The organism is Ruegeria sp. CJ9, from assembly GCF_056536625.1.
Genome location: NZ_JBQFPY010000002.1, coordinates 223,193 through 239,001, shown reverse-complemented (window position 1 = coordinate 239,001; position 15,809 = coordinate 223,193). Strand labels below are relative to the sequence as shown.

Annotated in this window: 15 protein-coding genes; 12 read left to right on the top strand and 3 right to left on the bottom strand. The window is 58.5% G+C overall.

The window, feature by feature from the left end; all coding sequences use genetic code 11:
• Nucleotides 1-29: 29 nt before the first annotated feature.
• On the bottom strand, nt 30-3,407 hold the full coding sequence (locus tag ACR0AJ_RS06670; protein WP_368040132.1) for a YhdP family protein: 3,378 nt from the start codon (nt 3,405-3,407) through the stop codon (nt 30-32).
• A 68-nt stretch (nt 3,408-3,475) separates the two neighbouring features.
• On the opposite strand from ACR0AJ_RS06670, the gene ACR0AJ_RS06665 reads away from it, so the two are divergent.
• From ACR0AJ_RS06665 to aqpZ, 6 genes are all read left to right on the top strand, one after another.
• Complete coding sequence (locus tag ACR0AJ_RS06665) at nt 3,476-3,937, top strand: peroxiredoxin (RefSeq protein WP_170349033.1); 462 nt, start codon at nt 3,476-3,478, stop codon at nt 3,935-3,937.
• Between the two features lie 61 nt (nt 3,938-3,998).
• Nucleotides 3,999-4,838 carry a ferritin-like domain-containing protein gene (locus ACR0AJ_RS06660; protein ID WP_170349034.1) on the top strand — a complete coding sequence of 280 codons (840 nt, stop codon included), beginning with the start codon at nt 3,999-4,001 and terminating at the stop codon, nt 4,836-4,838.
• Between the two features lie 180 nt (nt 4,839-5,018).
• Entirely contained in the window at nt 5,019-6,344 is a 1,326-nt protein-coding gene (locus ACR0AJ_RS06655; RefSeq protein ID WP_480647009.1) for a DUF5930 domain-containing protein, read from the top strand.
• Entirely contained in the window at nt 6,334-6,834 is a 501-nt protein-coding gene (locus ACR0AJ_RS06650; protein ID WP_170349036.1) for a bactofilin family protein, read from the top strand. Before ACR0AJ_RS06655 ends, ACR0AJ_RS06650 begins: the two co-directional genes overlap by 11 nt.
• 97 nt (nt 6,835-6,931) lie before the next feature.
• Nucleotides 6,932-7,753 (top strand): M90 family metallopeptidase, encoded by an 822-nt coding sequence (locus tag ACR0AJ_RS06645; protein WP_170396174.1) that lies wholly within the window; start codon nt 6,932-6,934, stop codon nt 7,751-7,753.
• Nucleotides 7,754-7,875: 122 nt separating this feature from the next.
• Complete coding sequence (aqpZ, locus tag ACR0AJ_RS06640; protein ID WP_170358950.1) at nt 7,876-8,562, top strand: aquaporin Z; 687 nt, start codon at nt 7,876-7,878, stop codon at nt 8,560-8,562.
• A gap of 40 nt (nt 8,563-8,602) precedes the next feature.
• Here the strand turns inward: aqpZ and ACR0AJ_RS06635 are convergent, their stop codons facing one another.
• Together ACR0AJ_RS06635 and ACR0AJ_RS06630 are read right to left on the bottom strand one after the other, a co-directional pair.
• On the bottom strand, nt 8,603-9,151 hold the full coding sequence (locus ACR0AJ_RS06635) for a peptidylprolyl isomerase (protein WP_170349039.1): 549 nt from the start codon (nt 9,149-9,151) through the stop codon (nt 8,603-8,605).
• Nucleotides 9,144-9,650, bottom strand: coding sequence for a peptidylprolyl isomerase (locus tag ACR0AJ_RS06630; RefSeq protein WP_170349040.1), 507 nt, complete (start codon nt 9,648-9,650; stop codon nt 9,144-9,146). The genes ACR0AJ_RS06635 and ACR0AJ_RS06630 overlap by 8 nt, the downstream gene beginning before the upstream one ends.
• A gap of 132 nt (nt 9,651-9,782) precedes the next feature.
• Here ACR0AJ_RS06630 and ACR0AJ_RS06625 point away from each other — a divergent pair, with 132 nt between their 5' ends.
• The 6 genes from ACR0AJ_RS06625 (at nt 9,783) to ACR0AJ_RS06600 (ending at nt 15,681) form a co-directional block, all read left to right on the top strand.
• On the top strand, nt 9,783-10,979 hold the full coding sequence (locus tag ACR0AJ_RS06625) for a phosphoglycerate kinase (protein WP_480740408.1): 1,197 nt from the start codon (nt 9,783-9,785) through the stop codon (nt 10,977-10,979).
• A gap of 64 nt (nt 10,980-11,043) precedes the next feature.
• Entirely contained in the window at nt 11,044-11,388 is a 345-nt protein-coding gene (locus tag ACR0AJ_RS06620; RefSeq protein WP_480636993.1) for a lysozyme inhibitor LprI family protein, read from the top strand.
• A 132-nt stretch (nt 11,389-11,520) separates the two neighbouring features.
• Nucleotides 11,521-11,820, top strand: a complete 300-nt coding sequence (locus ACR0AJ_RS06615; RefSeq protein WP_170349043.1) for an FtsB family cell division protein — start codon at nt 11,521-11,523, stop codon at nt 11,818-11,820.
• A 166-nt stretch (nt 11,821-11,986) separates the two neighbouring features.
• Nucleotides 11,987-12,976: a pyruvate dehydrogenase (acetyl-transferring) E1 component subunit alpha gene (pdhA, locus tag ACR0AJ_RS06610; protein ID WP_170349044.1), complete on the top strand. Its 990-nt coding sequence runs from the start codon at nt 11,987-11,989 to the stop codon at nt 12,974-12,976.
• 15 nt (nt 12,977-12,991) lie between these two features.
• Nucleotides 12,992-14,362, top strand: a complete 1,371-nt coding sequence (locus ACR0AJ_RS06605; RefSeq protein ID WP_170577651.1) for a pyruvate dehydrogenase complex E1 component subunit beta — start codon at nt 12,992-12,994, stop codon at nt 14,360-14,362.
• Nucleotides 14,363-14,376: 14 nt separating this feature from the next.
• Nucleotides 14,377-15,681 (top strand): pyruvate dehydrogenase complex dihydrolipoamide acetyltransferase, encoded by a 1,305-nt coding sequence (locus tag ACR0AJ_RS06600; protein WP_425080460.1) that lies wholly within the window; start codon nt 14,377-14,379, stop codon nt 15,679-15,681.
• The last annotated feature ends 128 nt before the right edge of the window (nt 15,682-15,809 follow it).

The following is a 15,809-nucleotide window of genomic DNA, read 5'->3' as shown; positions in this document are numbered from 1 at the left end:
CCGCGCCATACAGCGCCCCACTTCCCAATTCAACGGTCTGATGGTGGTGCCCCGAAAGTTCGTTTCGGCTCATCCGGTTTTATCGGCTGTGCATTTGGCCCATCGGACACCGTGGGTGCTGGAGCCCTCAGTAGGTTTCGCAGAAACAGTGGTGCCAGCCCAGACAACGGATTGACCGAGACTTTTGGGTCTCGCAACGGTCCGGTCAGGGTATAGTTGAAACCAATGACGCCCTCACCTTTCTTAGTGAAAACACTGCCAATCGCGTTCACCAGATAGATCGGAGAAATCGCGCCACGCAGGTTCAGCGTTCCGGCAACCGTGTTGATGGTGCCGTCAAAGGACAATCCCATCGACGGCCCGACCGCACTGCCGCTGAGAACTTTGACCTCGGTCGGGGTGATGCGCATCCGGCTTTCGATGGACGAGAAAAAGATGCCCTGCCCGGCCATTTCATTGACCAGACCAACAAGGCTGATAGCGTTCAGCAGCGCGGCCATGGCCGGGGCATCCTTGATGTATGTATTGGTAATTTTGGCGATCACGTCATAGTTGCCAGGCCCCGCAACCGGTTCCAGTTGCACGTTCAGCGACCCGCTTCGCGCCTGTGTGATCATGCCCGCAGACCGCAAAACTGCCCCGGCATCCCCCGAGGTTAACGTCACTGCGCTGCGACCTGCGCGCGGAGAGACCTGTCCACGCACGGGGGCACCCCCGTTTACGTTTGCGGTGAAAGAGCCGTTGACGCCACCGGTGGTTTGAAACGCGCCCTTGAAACCGGTCAGGGCTATGGTCTCGGTCACTTGCAGACGGTCCAACGTCACGTCCATCCGGGGTCCCGCGCCCGAGCCACCACCGCTGCTACTGCCAAAGGTCGCACGGCCCAGGTTCATCACACCGCCCAGCACCCGGATATCCGGTACTGCCCCACCTCGATTGATCAGTTCGGCCGGAACCGCCAGCCAATTGCCCAGATCAAACGAGCTGAACTGAACCCGGTCGAAATCACCATCGTTGAACGAGATCGACGCGGTGGTACGCAATCCGGCTGCATCCAGCTTAAGTTCATCCACACGCAGTTTGTCGCCCAGGGTGGCCTCAAGCGTCATCGCGCCTGTTGTGCCCGCTCCCTTGCGCCAGCCCAGTTCGGGAATAGCCAGCGCAACGCCTTTCAAATCGGACGATGCGGTCAGCTTAGGCGGCGTTCCTGCGCCAATTCCCAGCGCAATATCAGCCGTCCCCCGTCCCGTCAGCATCCCCTGCGGAAGCCCAGCATTCAGCTCTGTCATCAATCGAGGGGATAGTTCGATCTGACCTGTCATCTCGCTGCGCTGCGCTTCGGTACCACCGATTGGTTGTCGCCAGGCAGCTTGGATGGGAACGTCGCCAAACAAACCTTCGCCGGAAATTTCAACTCCGGTTTGGTTGCCTTCAAGCGCCAGCTGATCGGCGCTAACCGAAAAACCAGGAACCAGTTTGTCACTTTCTACATTGTCGATATCACCAAGAAAGTGGAATTCGGTGTCTTCGAATTTCAACCCCTTCTTCATTGGCAGCGACAATGTTCCGGCAAGATTTACAGTACCTTCGACCAGATCAACCGGCAGGTTCGCTTTGGTTAGCAAGCTGAGCGGCGGGCGATCAAGCAGCGACAACGCAGCGGTCGCACTCCCTTTGGCCGTGATCCGGGTAATCGACGGGGAAATCCCCTTGATCTCGGTATCGGGGATGATGAAGGACGTGCCCGTGGCATCAACTGCGCCCCCCTCATCCGCGATGACAACACCCGATTCAGCGGTGGCGGTGAAACGGTGATTGATCAGACTGGCCTGTCCCTGCGCATTCTCAAGCGGCGGCAGGGTCTTGGCGAACCGAATCTTTGCCTCGTCAAAACCGAAATCCAGATAGATATCTGGTTTGCTGTCTGGCCGCAGCCGCAAAGCAAAGTCAACGTCCGAGAACCGCCCTTCATACAAATTCTCTTGGACCCAAAGCCGTGGTTTTGACGCCAGGCGTTCAGGCCAGTAGTTCAACAGTTCATCCCCGTTCATGCTGTCCAGATGTGCATCCAGTTGCGCCGCCCAACCCTCGGGTTCGCCGATCAGCGTGCCAGAACCCAGCAACCGATAGTTGGCGTCTTCGACCATGATCTGACCCAACCGCAATTCGAACGGGGCCAATTTCATCTTCATATCAAGTTCGGCGCGTGCCAGGTTCAGCGATTCTGGAAACAGGTTGGCCGGGTTGATATTGATGTTGCTGAGGCTCAGCTGCGAGGTCAGGCTTTCCAACGCACCGTTTTCAATTCCACGCAGGAACGCCTTGCCCTCGGCATGAAACGCGCCCCATGCGGACACCACCGAAACTTCGTTGAAGTCCAGCTCCTGCCGCGTGGGGTTGTAGGTGAAGTAGGTTCTGGCGGACTCGAATGGAATGGGGCGCGTTTCCTGCGTAGGCTGCACCGCGCCTGCTCCAAGGTTTAGCGTTGCAAACAGCGGCCCCAACGCCGCCCTGTCGTCAATGCTGCCGCGCAACGCCCCAGAGATCGGTGCCTTGAGAACCTGCAACCACGACAGGGCAAGACTTTGGCTGGCGATGTCTTCGGCTGGCAGGTCGGTGATCGAAATGCCGAACCGTGCCTGTGGCGTACCCAGAACACTGGTATAGTTCGCCTCGATCGAGCTTGCATAGTCGCGCCCGGTCAGCACGGAAAACCCAGTGGCCAGATGCATCTCATCGCCGGTGCGGGTCACAGTGATATGCCCCCCGTCGAATACCCAAGCCCGCCCAAGACGCAGATCCTGATAATCCAGCGTCAGCGATTCCAAGTCGACCGAACGCAACCCGGACAGGATAGGCGACAGGAATACATCATCCGATTGCTCGATCAGTTGAGCCAGGTCCGGTGCTTGCTGCACAGGGGCGCTGCCCGAACCAACTGTCAGCGACAATGCTCCGTCCAGGCCCCGGGTCAGCGCGATCTGTGCATCGCGAAGGATGATGCGGCGCGGGCGGATTTGACCCCGTAAAAGCCCGCGCATCGACAATCGGGTGCGCAGGTCCGAAACCTGCGCAATCTGCTGCCCGGCTGCGTCGCTGATCGTCACGTCGCTCAGCTGCAGACGGGGACGCCATTCCTCATTCACGATAAAGTTGACGTCGCCAAACCGGATTTTCAGCCCTCCGAGGCTGTGTTCAAGGCGCTGTTCAACCTGCTTTCGCAACCATTCGGGTGCATGAAGATTCTGGCCGATCAGAAAAAACCAGCCCACAAAGACCAACAGCCCCAGCGACAGGACCGTCCAACCGGAAAAATGCGCGGCAATACGACGACGGGACCGGCGACGCCGGGGCTTTTTGGGCTGCGACGCACTTTTGTCTTCGTGCTGCACCAATTTTCTATCCACGTCTTCCAACCCGCCCGCGCCGCCCTATGATGTCTGGCAGCCCTTAAAAAACTTTAGCGGAGTTTCCAATGCCCGACGTTTCAGACATCGCCCCTGATTTCACTTTGCCCCGCGACGGAGGCGGCGAGGTCACATTGTCAGCCCTGCGCGGCGGCACCGTCGTTCTGTTCTTCTATCCTCGTGATGATACGCCGGGCTGCACCAAGGAATCCATCGGTTTCTCGGAACAACTTCAAGCCTTTGGTAACGCGGGCGCTCACGTTTTCGGCATCTCGCGGGACAGCGTCGCCAAGCACGACAAGTTTGTTGCCAAGCACAATCTGACCACTCCGCTGTTGTCGGATGAGGGCTCGTCGGTCTGCGAGGACTATGGCGTATGGGTTGAAAAGAATATGTACGGTAAGAAATCGATGGGCATTCAGCGCTCGACCTTCATCATCGATGCCGATGGCAAAATCGCCAAGATCTGGCGCAAGGTTAAAGTGCCCGGTCACGTGGATGAAGTGCTGGAAGCCGTACGGGCGATGTAACGCCCCTCGACCACGCGCGCCATCCGGTCTAAGAGCCGCGCGTGCAATCAAGCGGAGAAACATGGTGCCCAAAACGCTGACCCAGATGGCTACTGAGGTTCTGACAACGGCGGATGGTCGGGAAAAAACCGCCCTGTCCAAAAGTCATGCCGCCGCGTGGTTCGCATCGCGCAGCGGTGACGCGCCAGAGATCGAGATCGGCACCGCTACGCCGCCGCTGCAACCCGCACGCCCGGATCAACCTGAACTGCTTTCCCCGCGCGAGGTACCGAAACGGAAACCGGGTACAGAAGCGGGCCGTATCGCCCTGCTACACGCCGTCGCGCATATCGAGTTGAACGCCGTCGATCTGCATTGGGACATCATCGCCCGCTTTGGTCATGTACCTATGCCTGTCGGGTTTTATGACGACTGGGTTAAATGCGCCGAAGAGGAATCGCGTCATTTCGAGATGGTGTGCGATTGCCTTGAGGCCATGGATAGCAACTATGGCGCTCTGCCCGCCCATGCCGGGATGTGGCGCGCGGCCGAGGACACCGCCGAAGATTTGATGGGTCGATTAGCCGTGGTTCCCATGGTGCTTGAGGCACGCGGGCTGGACGTGACCCCCGGCATGATCGACATATTCCGCAAGGCCAAGGACGAAAAAGCTATTGCTGCGCTGGAAGTCATTTATGCCGAAGAGGTTGGGCATGTGGCTTATGGCTCAAAATGGTTTCATTTCCTGTGTGGGCGCGAGAATGCCGATCCCAAGGATGTGTTTCACCAATTGGTTCGCCGGTACTTTCACGGCGTGTTGAAGCCACCTTTCAACGAAGAAAAACGCGCCGAGGCCGGGTTGCCGCCTGATTTCTACTGGCCCCTGACCGAGGAGCTGCCCGCGCCCGGCTCGGCGCAATAAACGCGCGCAAATTGATGTTATCGGCAATTTCCCGCCGAGATTTGGCGGGAATAACGCGGTTTCATGTGTGAACTAGTTTACAAACTTGCCCAAATCCCGCGTGCCCTCTATGCACTTCGCCAAAGGGACGGCTATCACTCACGACCGGTCCCGAATCTTGGGGATGAGAGGTGAAGACGCGTGCGAACACGTCTGGCAATTAAGTTACACTCACTGCTCGAGCGGCATTTTCCCGAACGCCGAGTCTTTCTTAAATCTGACAACGACACGCGGTTTATCCGGCTCAGCTCGGAAACGCAGATTTTCGCCGTTGCTGGCGTTGCAGTATTCGTTGGCTGGACCGCCGTCGCCACGGCGATCCTGCTAATGGACAGCATCGGATCGGGTAATTTCCGCGAGCAAGCCAAGCGCGATCAGGCGACTTATCAAGACCGTCTGAACATCCTGTCGACGGAACGGGATGCCCGGGCGCAAGAAGCGCTGGCCGCGCAAGACCGGTTCAACGCGGCGCTGGAACAGATCTCGGCGATGCAATCGGAGCTGCTGGCGTCGGAAAACCGCCGCCGCGAGCTTGAGACCGGGATCGAGGTCATCCAGACCACCCTGCGCGCCACGATGAAACAGCGCGAAGAGGCCCGCACTGAGCTAGCCAGCATGCAGGTCGAGACCGATGACGGCGACATTTATATGACCGCCGCAGGCGACCCGGAACAAATGAATTTCATGACCGACGCTCTGGTCCGGACGGCACAAGAGCGCGACCAAATCGCCGCCGATGCAAAGGATGCTCTGGCACAGCGCGACGATCTTGAGTTGGAAATCCGTTTGATGCAGGAACGCAGCGACGAGATTTTCCGTCAGCTGGAAGAGGCGATGATTATCTCGGTTGAGCCTCTGGACAAAATGTTCCGCCAGGCCGGTATGCCCACCGACCGTATTATCGAAGAAGTCCGCCGCGGCTATAGCGGTATGGGTGGCCCCCTCACCCCCATCTCATTCAGCACGCGCGGAGAGGACCTGACCCCCGACGAAATCCGCGCGAATGTGTTGCTGCAACAGATGGACCAGCTGAACCTGTACCGCATTGCCGCCGAAAAAGCCCCCTTTGCCAGCCCGGTGCATGATGTGGTGCGCTTTACCAGCGGCTTTGGCACGCGACGGGATCCAAAAACCGGGGGGCGGCGCATGCACAATGGGGCGGATTTTGCCGGTGCCCACGGAACCGACATCTTTGCCACCGCCGACGGAATCGTCACCCATGCGGGCTGGCAATCCGGGTTCGGCAGGCTGGTGAAAATCAAGCACGCGTTCGGGGTTGAGACTCTTTACGCTCATAATACCAAGATCCGGGTCAAGGTTGGCCAAAGGGTCTCGCGCGGGGATCATATTGCTGATATGGGTAGCACTGGACGGTCTACCGGCACGCATCTGCACTATGAGGTTCGCGTCGACGGTGTGCCAAGAAATCCAATGACTTACATTAAGGCTGCGAGAAATGTTTTCTAAGAGCAAAATCAACGAGCCCGCATCCGACGCCCCCGAGACAGCAAAACCTGCTGCTCCGGCGACACCGGCTGCCCCTGCACCGGCGGAAACCAAGGCCAGCACCGCGCCCAAGCCCAAACCTCCGGCATCGGTTCTGTCCTCGGATCTGCACATCACAGGCAATCTGAAAACCACGGGCGACATCCAGGTCGAAGGCACAGTAGAAGGCGACATCCGCGCACACCTGCTGACCATCGGCGAAACCGCGACCATCAAGGGCGAAGTCACCGCTGATGACGTCGTGATCAACGGCCGCATCGTGGGCCGCGTGCGTGGCCTGAAGGTGCGCCTGACCTCGTCTGCCCGTGTCGAAGGCGACATCATCCACAAGACCATCGCCATCGAAAGCGGCGCGCATTTCGAAGGTTCAGTGCAGCGTCAGGACGACCCGCTGAATCCTGGCCGCAGCGGCAAGTCGGGCGCCAACCCGGCGGCCGAGGTCAAGCAGTAACACTGCCCCTAAATATGAATAAGCAAACGCCGCGGGTCAGCCTGCGGCGTTTTTCTTTTGCCCTTGCCGGTTGCTGTGGTCGGTATAGGGTTCTGACATGTTGATCTTTTTCTCTATCCTTCTGTTGATTGCGGGCTTCTTTCTGTACCGCCACTGGTCAAAGTCCCAAGCGCGGCAGGCCCTGCTGGCCACGCCCTTGACCGACCACCAGCGCAGGCTGATCGAGCAGCAAGTACCACTGATCCGCCGCCTTCCCGCCGATCTGCGGGCCAAGCTGGACGGCAAGGTGAACCTTTTTCTGGACCAGGTGGAGTTCCACGGCTGCGACGGGCTGGAGGTCACCGAAGAGATGGAGCTGGCCATTGCTGCGCAAGCCAGCCTTTTGTTGGTTAACAGCGACCTTTGGTACGATCACCTGACAACCATCCTGATCTATCCTAGCGCCTTCAAATCACGTCAGCGCCGGCAGGATGGCTATGTCGTCAGCGAGAAAGAGATCGTACGCACCGGCGAAAGCTGGGATCGCGGGCCGGTCATTTTATCCTGGTCACACAGCAAGCAAGGCGCCGCGAATGATCACGATGGGCAGAACGTCGTCCTGCACGAGTTTGCGCATCAGGTCGATGACCTGTCTGGGGGCACCAACGGCGTTCCGATTCTGAGCGACGGTCAGAGCTTTGCGGAGTGGGAACGTGTTTTCCTGACAGCCTATGACGCCCATGTTCGCGCAGTCGAGCATAGCCAACATACGGTTATCGATCCCTATGGTGCTGTGGGTCACGAAGAGTTCTTTGCCGTGTCGGTCGAGGTGTTTTTTGAACAACCCCGGCAGCTCAAGGCCGCTGTTCCCGATGTTTATAAACAGCTGTCAAAGCTGTTTCGACTTGATCCAGCCAGTTGGGACAACGCAAAGAAATGAAGCCAACAGGGACGTGAAAAGTCATCCTTGAACACAGTTGGAGAATTTTCTCCTTATCCTGACATTTCACAAATTGTAATTTTTGAATTACGCTTAAACCAGTGTTTTCAGGAGGGATTTTCATGGCACCTAAACTCATGGCCGAGTTCTTCGGCACATTCTGGCTGGTACTGGGCGGGTGCGGCAGCGCCGTTCTGGCGGCTGGCGTTGCTGACGTAGGCATCGGCTGGTTGGGCGTTTCCTTTGCCTTCGGCCTGACGGTTCTGACCATGGCATATGCGGTTGGACATATCTCGGGCGGGCATTTCAACCCGGCGGTAAGCCTTGGCTTGATGATCGGAGGCAGGTTCCCGGCGCAAGAACTGATCCCCTATTGGATCGCGCAGGTGATCGGCGCCATTGCTGCTGCGGCCGTTTTGTACCTGATCGTCAGCGGCGCACCAGGGTTCGAAGGTGTTGGCGGGTTCGCCTCGAACGGGTACGGCGAAGCGTCACCCGAAGGTTATTCAATGATGTCCGCATTGGTGATTGAGATCGTGATGACCGCGTTCTTCATTGTGGTCATACTGGGCGCAACATCCAACTTTGCACCTGACGGGTTCGCTCCGATCGCGATTGGCCTTTGCCTGACCCTGATCCACCTGATTTCGATTCCGGTGACCAACACCTCGGTCAACCCGGCGCGTTCTACCGGCGTGGCCCTGTTTGCTGATGGCCCGGCGCTGGCGCAGCTCTGGCTGTTCTGGGTCGCCCCACTTATCGGCGCAGCCATTGGGGCGCTGATTTGGCAAATGATGGGTGATGACTGAGACAAAAAAGCCCCGATGCCGATGCGCATCGGGGCTTTTTTTATTCGGTGACGGTGACTTTTTTCATCACGTCCGGTTGACCGGTCACTGCGCCGTTCGGGCCTTCGCCGCGCTTGATCGCGTCCACCACGTCCATGCCGTCAGTGACCTGACCGACAACTGTGTATTGGCCGTTCAGAAACGGACCCGGTTCGAACATGATGAAGAACTGCGAATTCGCGCTGTCTGGATCCTGCGCTCGCGCCATGCCGACGACACCGCGGTCATAGTTGAAATCCGAGAACTCGGCAGGCAAATCGGGGCGATCAGATCCACCGGTTCCGGCACGACGCATGTCGCCACCGATACGGCCGAATTCAACATCACCGGTCTGCGCCATGAAACCGTCGATGACACGGTGGAACACCACGCCGTCATACTTGCCCTCAGAGGCCAGAGCACTGATCTGCTCGACATGTTTGGGGGCGATGTCATCAAATAGGTCAACGGTGACGGTGCCGTTGGCGCCCTCACCTTCGATCTCGATCTGCAGGCCCGTGGCCAGCGCAGGGCTGGCCAGCAGGGCAAAAGCGGCGGCCAGCTTATACATCAGACGCAACCTTGACGCTGATCATGCGGTCGGGGCTTGCAGGCGGCTCGCCACGCACGATGGCATCTACATGCTCCATCCCGTCGATGACGCGGCCGTAAACGGTGTACTGGCCATTCAGGAAGTGGTTGTCTTTGAAGTTGATGAAGAACTGCGAGTTGGCCGAGTCCGGGTTTTGCGAACGGGCCGCACCCAAGGTGCCACGGTCATGTGGCAGCTTCGAGAATTCTGCAGGGACGTTCGGCAAAGACGAGCCGCCAGTACCCGCCATACGCAGGTTGAACCCGTCTTCCATATCGCCGTGCTGCACGTCGCCGGTTTGCGCCATGAAACCGTCGATCACACGGTGGAAGGCCACGTTGTCATACTCACCACCACGCGCCAGTTCCTTCATCCGGGCGCTGTGCTGCGGGGCAACATCCGGCAGCAGCTCGATGACGACATTGCCGTCTTTCAGTTCCATGATGATCGTGTTTTCGGGATCCTTGATCTCGGCCATGAGGCCCTCCTGTCGTTTATCTTGCGCAAATACCTATGCGCCACGCGCGTGAATGCCAAGTGACGCATTGACCTGAAGGCAAAATGCAGGAAAAGAACCGCCTGAATCTGTTGTAATGGCAAGGATAGAGCGATGGGCTGGAAAACTCTGGACGATATGGACCTGAACGGCAAACGCGTGCTGGTGCGCGTCGATATCAACGTGCCGGTCGTTGACGGGGTTGTGACCGATGCGACCCGTATTCAGCGTATCGTCCCGACCGTTCGCGATATCCTCGCAGCCGGGGGCAAGCCTATCCTGCTGGCCCATTTCGGTCGCCCTGGTGGCGAGCGGCGCGAGAACCTGTCGCTCAAACAATTGATCCCCACGCTTGAAGCCGCCTTTGGCACCGAAGTTCTATTCGCCGCCGATTGCGTCGGCACCGAGGCTGATCTGGCCACCAAAGCCTTGAAGCCCGGTCAGGTGCTGCTGCTGGAGAATACCCGCTTTCACGCCGCTGAAACCAAGAACGACGCCGATCTGGCCGCCGGCATGGCCAAGCTGGGCGACATCTATTGCAACGACGCCTTCTCGGCTGCTCACCGCGCCCACAGCTCGACCGAGGCCATCGCGCGGTTGCTGCCCGCCTGTGCCGGTCGCCTAATGCAGGCCGAGCTGGAAGCGCTGGAAGGCGCACTGGGTGCGCCCAAGCGCCCTGTGACAGCGGTTGTTGGGGGGGCAAAGGTATCAACCAAGCTAGAGCTGCTGGGCAACTTGATCGACAAGGTTGATTACCTGGTGATCGGTGGCGGTATGGCGAATACGTTTTTGGTCGCTCAGGGAGTTAGCGTTGGCAAATCATTGGCGGAAACAGCGATGAAGGACACCGCAGCCGAGATCTTGATCAAGGCTGAAACCTCGGGCTGTAAGATCGTACTGCCTGCGGACGTTGTGGTCGCCGAGAAATTCGAGGCAAATGCCCCACATCAGGTGTTGCCAGCCGATCAATGCACCGAAGACGGAATGATCCTGGACGCTGGTCCTGAAAGCGTAACGACCATTACGGACATATTTGGTCAGAGCCAGACCCTGATCTGGAACGGCCCGCTGGGCGCGTTCGAGATCGAACCCTTTGACACCGCCACCAATGCAGCGGCCCTAAAAGCGGCGGCGCTGACACGGTCGGGACAACTGGTTTCGGTCGCTGGCGGCGGTGACACAGTCGCGGCGCTGAATGCATCCGGTGCGGCCAAGGATTTCTCGTATATCTCGACCGCTGGCGGCGCGTTCCTGGAATGGATGGAAGGTAAAACCCTGCCCGGCGTCGCCGCCCTAGAAGGTCAGGCGTAAGGTCAAAATTGGTCGCATTTCGGGCCTCATGGTAGTCTCTCCTTGTTGAATCGGAGATTTTGTCATGAGGTTCATAGTCTGCCTGGTCGCCATATTGATACCTGCCTACTCTGCGGCACAATCCAGCTGCGAAGGGCAAACGCAACTCGACGCCAATTTCTGCGCCAAGGAAAAGTGGGAAATCGCTGATCGCGAACTGAACCGTATCTGGGCTGAGGTCAAACCAATGGCCGATGCACGTGGAAACGGTCAGGCCCTATTGGACGAACAGCGCGCCTGGCTGAAAGCGCGCGACGCAGCCTGCAACCCGGAACTGGATAGTGACGGCAGCGCGGCGCCCATGTTCTATTGGGCTTGCATGGAACAACAAACCCTGACGCGCAATCAGATCCTTAAGTCTGCGCGCTGAGAAACTTAATCCGACCATTCGCGAAAAAGTGCGAATCAAGGGATTCACAAGCCGAATCACCTGTGACATAGTGCGAACAGATGCCCGCAAAGGGCACGTTTTTGAGGCAGACTTCATACGGCGGTAAACAGAGTGTCCCGTTCCCATCGGCCCGGTTTGGGCGCAGTTGTATTCTTCATGGTGGCTTTCATGCTGGGTGTGTATTTCACCTTCGCCGCCGTGCAGGGCGACTATGGCCTATTCAGACGGGTCGAGATCGCAGCGGAACGGGACGCCCTGTCACAAGACCTAGCCAAGCTTAAGGCCGAGATCGCCGAGATGGATAACCTGACCCGCCGTTTGTCCGACACTTATTTGGACCTCGATCTGCTGGATCAGCAGGCCCGCTCGGTTCTTGGCATGATCCGTTCGGACGAAATTGTCATCCGCTAAGCCGGACCGACATTTTTCTTGGAAATCCAACTTTGCACGAAGGTTCCCCCGGCCTGAAGCCGCGCGAAATGACGATGCGTCATATTTACTCTCGCCAGATTGCCGGAAATGCTTTATGAGATAGTTTAACGCTAAACTATCTGTCCGGAAGGGGGAGATCGCCACGATGGCTGCGCGAAAAACCACAAAGAAACCAAATGTTTCTGCGGAAGAGCTTAAAACCTACTACCGCGAAATGCTTTTGATCCGCCGATTCGAAGAAAAAGCAGGTCAGCTTTACGGCATGGGCCTGATTGGCGGGTTCTGCCACCTGTATATCGGGCAAGAAGCTGTCGTTGTGGGCCTTGAGGCCGCAGCCAAGGAAGGTGACAAGCGCATCACCTCATACCGCGACCACGGCCACATGCTGGCATGTGGGATGGAGCCGGGTGGTGTGATGGCCGAACTGACCGGGCGCGAAGGTGGGTTGTCCAAAGGTAAGGGCGGCTCAATGCACATGTTCTCGAAAGAGAAGCACTTCTACGGCGGCCACGGTATCGTTGGCGCGCAGGTGCCATTGGGTGCAGGTCTGGCTTTTGCCGACAAGTACAAGGGAAACGGTGGCGTGACCTTCACCTATTTCGGTGATGGCGCCGCGAACCAGGGTCAAGTCTATGAGACCTTCAACATGGCCGCGCTGTGGGAACTGCCGGTGGTGTTCGTGATCGAGAACAACCAGTACGCCATGGGCACCGCTCAGGCGCGTTCGACGTCTTCCGCTGACATCTACCACCGAGGTCAAGCCTTTGGGATACCGGGCGAAATGGTCGACGGCATGGATGTTCTGGCGGTTAAAGCCGCAGGTGAAAAAGCCGTCGCGCACTGCCGCGCAGGCAAAGGCCCCTACATTCTGGAAATCAAGACCTATCGCTATCGCGGCCACTCGATGTCCGACCCGGCCAAGTACCGCACCCGCGAAGAGGTTCAGAAGGTTCGTGAACAAAGCGACCCGATCGAACATGTGCGCGAGCTGTTGCTGACCGGCAAACACGCGACCGAGGAGGATCTGAAGGCGATCGACAAAGAGATCAAAGAGATCGTCAACCAGGCCGCCGAATTCTCGAAAGAAAGCCCCGAGCCGTCGCTGGATGAGCTCTGGACAGATATCTACGCCTGAGAGGACGATTAAGACATGGCAACCGAAATTCTCATGCCCGCACTCTCGCCCACGATGGAAGAGGGCACATTGGCCAAATGGCTGGTCAAGGAAGGCGATACCGTTTCTTCCGGCGACATCATGGCCGAAATTGAAACCGACAAGGCGACAATGGAATTCGAAGCGGTCGATGAAGGCATCGTCGGCAAGATCCTGATCGCGGAAGGCACCGAAGGGGTCAAGGTTAACACCCCAATCGCGGTTCTGGTCGAGGAAGGCGAAGACGCCTCGGCCCTGCCCGCGGCTGCGCCTGCAGCCACAGCGGTGGCCGAGGCCGCCCCAGCGGCGGTTGAGGCCCCCGCTCCATCCACGGCGCCGGCAGCACCAGTTGTTGATCTGTCACCCGATTGGCCTGCCGACGCCGAGATGAAATCTGAAACGGTCCGCGAAGCCCTGCGCGACGCCATGGCCGAAGAGATGCGCCGCGACGAAGATGTCTACCTGATGGGCGAAGAGGTCGCCGAATATCAGGGCGCTTATAAGATTTCCCAAGGCTTGCTGGACGAATTCGGGTCCAAGCGCGTGATCGACACCCCGATCACCGAGCATGGCTTCGCCGGTATCGCGGTTGGCTCTGCCTTTGGCGGGTTGAAACCGATTGTCGAGTTCATGACTTTCAACTTCGCCATGCAGGCGATGGACCAGATCATCAACTCGGCCGCCAAGACGCTCTATATGTCCGGTGGTCAGATGGGTTGCCCCATCGTGTTCCGTGGCCCTAACGGTGCTGCTGCCCGCGTGGCCGCACAGCACTCTCAGGACTACGCCGCATGGTACATGCAGGTCCCAGGCCTGAAAGTAGTGATGCCGTATTCTGCAGCCGACGCCAAAGGCCTGCTGAAATCAGCGATCCGCGATCCCAACCCTGTGGTCTTCCTGGAAAACGAAATCCTCTATGGCCGCTCCTTCGATATGCCACAGGTCGATGACCTGGCCATTCCTTTGGGCAAAGCCCGTATCTGGCGCGAAGGCTCGGACGTGACCATCGTCAGCTTTGGCATCGGCATGCAGTTCGCGTTGGAAGCAGCCGACAAGCTGGCCGAGGAAGGCATCAACGCCGAAGTGATCGACTTGCGCACCATCCGCCCCATGGATACCGGCGCGATCATCAACTCAGTGATGAAAACCAACCGCCTGGTGACCGTAGAAGAAGGCTGGCCGCAAGGTTCGGTCGGCAGCTACATCTCGTCCGTAGTGATGCAGGAGGCGTTCGACTACCTCGACGCGCCCATCATTAATTGCACCGGCAAGGATGTGCCAATGCCCTACGCCGCCAACCTTGAAAAGTTGGCTCTGATCACCACCGATGAGGTGATCGCCGCTGTCAAACAAGTGACTTACCGGTAAGGAGCGACAGATAGATGCCCACAGAAATTCTGATGCCCGCCCTGTCACCGACGATGGAAGAAGGCACGCTTGCTAAATGGCTGGTCAAGGAAGGCGATACCGTCTCGTCCGGTGACCTGCTGGCCGAGATCGAAACCGACAAGGCCACGATGGAGTTCGAAGCCGTCGACGAAGGCACCATCGGCAAGATCCTGATCCCCGAAGGCACCGAAGGGGTCAAGGTCAACACCGCCATCGCAGTTCTGCTGGAAGATGGCGAAAGCGCCGATGATATCGCGTCCACGCCCATCGCCGCACCTGCGGCTGCCCCCGCAGCCGCCGCGGGCAACGAGGCCGCCGCGCCAGCGGTGTCCGAGGCGCCCGCCCCTGCCCCAGCTGCTCCGGCCAAGGCGGATGGCGGTCGTATCTTTGCATCTCCGCTGGCCCGCCGGATTGCGGCACAAAAAGGTCTGGACCTGACGCAAATCGCAGGGTCCGGTCCGCATGGCCGTATCGTCAAGGCAGATGTCGAAAGCGCCACGGCTGCTCCGGCCACTGCTGCCGCTTCGGCCCCTGCTACGGCACCCGCACCCGCTGCGGCACCGGCTGGTCCCTCGGCAGATGCCGTGGCCCGCATGTACGAAGGGCGAGAGTATGAAGAGGTCAAGCTGGACGGTATGCGCAAGACCATCGCCGCGCGCCTGTCCGAGGCCAAACAAACCATCCCGCATTTCTACCTGCGCCGTGATATCAAGCTCGACGCGCTGCTCAAATTCCGCGGCCAGTTGAACAAACAGCTGGAAGGCCGAGGCGTAAAGCTCAGCGTCAACGACTTCATCATCAAGGCCGTCGCCAACGCCCTGCAGCAAGTACCGCAATGCAATGCCGTCTGGGCGGAAGACCGAGTTCTGCAGCTGAAACCTTCGGATGTGGCCGTTGCGGTTGCTATTGAGGGTGGCCTGTTCACTCCGGTCCTGCAGGATGCTGACACCAAATCCCTGTCGGCCCTGTCGACCGAGATGAAAGACCTTGCGGGTCGCGCCCGTGAACGCAAACTGGCACCGCACGAGTATCAGGGCGGCACATTTGCCATCTCGAACCTGGGTATGTTCGGCATCGACAATTTCGACGCCATTGTGAACCCGCCTCACGCCGGCATTCTGGCCGTGGGCTCGGGCGTCAAAAAACCGGTTGTCGGCGACGATGGCGAACTTACCGTTGCCACAGTCATGTCGGTCACCATGTCAGTGGATCACCGGGTCATTGATGGCGCGTTGGGTGCGGAATTGCTGCAAGCCATCGTCGATAACCTTGAAAACCCCATGGTTATGCTGGCGTAAAGCCTTTTGAACACAGGCCACGCCGGATCATTCCCCGGCGTGGCCTACCAAATCACTGCCATGTTGTGAGCAGTCGTGATCGCTGCGATAGTTGCTCAGACACACGCAACAAACCACCTTGATTGCAT